Origin of the sequence: Mesorhizobium sp., from assembly GCF_004962245.1 — a bacterium.
GTDB lineage: Bacteria > Pseudomonadota > Alphaproteobacteria > Rhizobiales > Rhizobiaceae > Mesorhizobium.
The window spans coordinates 2,445-2,714 of the sequence record NZ_SUHQ01000080.1 but is presented as its reverse complement, the minus strand read 5'-3'; the positions used below and the strand labels follow the sequence as shown (position 1 = coordinate 2,714).

Genomic DNA, 270 nt, shown 5'->3' with positions numbered 1-270 from the left:
TCGCACAAGTCTGCCAGTTCGGCTTCGAGGGCATCGTTTCCAAGCTGCGTAGCAGTCCATATCGATCCGGCCGGCGCCAAGAATGGGTGAAGACAAAATGCGTCCTGAGTGATGAGTTCATCGTCATCGGCTACGAGCCTGGCAACAGTTACGGCGGTCTGGGAAGCGTACTTCTGGCGAATGTCGAGGACGGAAATCTGGTCTTCGCCGGCGGCGTTGGTACCGGCTTCAATGCACGCACCGGCGCCGACATGATGCGCCGGCTCAAAG

1 pseudogene is annotated in these 270 nt (G+C 58.9%); it reads left to right on the top strand.

The features are described 5' to 3' along the window. Positions 1-270 (top strand): annotated as a pseudogene (locus E5X88_RS33355) (ATP-dependent DNA ligase); the annotation flags it as partial.